Origin of the sequence: Sphingomonas sp. 66-10 (assembly GCF_001897045.1) — a bacterium.
GTDB classification, from domain to species: Bacteria; Pseudomonadota; Alphaproteobacteria; order Sphingomonadales; family Sphingomonadaceae; genus Sphingomonas; species Sphingomonas lycopersici.
In genome coordinates, this window is the sequence record NZ_MKRR01000094.1 from 146,684 (window position 1) to 147,495 (window position 812).

At 64.8% G+C, this 812-nt stretch carries 1 protein-coding gene; it reads left to right on the forward strand.

What is annotated here, in order from left to right; translation table 11 throughout:
* The first annotated feature begins 16 nt into the window (after positions 1-16).
* Positions 17-709 (forward strand): TonB-dependent siderophore receptor, encoded by a 693-nt coding sequence (locus BGN95_RS08095; RefSeq protein ID WP_286772282.1) that lies wholly within the window; start codon positions 17-19, stop codon positions 707-709.
* Positions 710-812 lie beyond the last annotated feature (103 nt).

The window sequence follows — 812 nt, forward strand, 5'->3', positions numbered from 1 at the left end:
TCGTGCCGCGCTGACGGTGGAGCCGGTCACCGGGGTCAACCTCTACGGATCGTACAGCGAATCCTTCCAGCCGCAGCTCAGGATCGACGTCGCCGGACGCATCCTGCAACCGCTCACCGGGCGTCAGTATGAGCTGGGCGCCAAATATGTCTCGCCCGACCGCCGGCTGCTGCTCACCGCCGCCTTGTTCGACATCACCCAGGCCAATCAGGCGCTGTTCGACGAGATCGGCCCCGACGGCACCGACCGCTATCGCGCGCTCGGCGAGACGCGGCATCGCGGGCTGGAGCTGGAGGCGATCGGCCGCATCACCGGATCGTGGCAGGTCAACGCCGGCTTCACCCTGCTCGACGCCAAGATCAGGAAGGACGACGATCCGACGGTGATCGGCAAGGCCGAGACCTATCTCCCCCGTACCACCGCCAGCCTCTATACCAGCTATGACTTCAATTTCGGGCTGTTCCTCGGCGCGGGCGTGCGCTTCGTCGATGCGGTGAAGACCTCGTTCGACGGCTCGACCCGCGATCTGCCGTCCTACACCTTGGTCGACGCTTCGGCCGGGTACAATCTCGGCAAATGGCGGTTGCAGCTCAACCTCAAGAACATCTTCGACAAGCATTATTACATCAACAATTACCAGACCCTGTTCTACGGCAACGTGGTCGGCGAGCCGCGCAGCTTCACCCTCTCGCTGCGGCGGACCTTTTGACGATGCGCGGATTGTTCGCCGCGACCGCGGCGCTCGCGCTGCTGGCGGCGCCGGTCGGGGCGAAGGTCCACGATGTGGTCTATCTCGGCGCGCGCGCGATCGA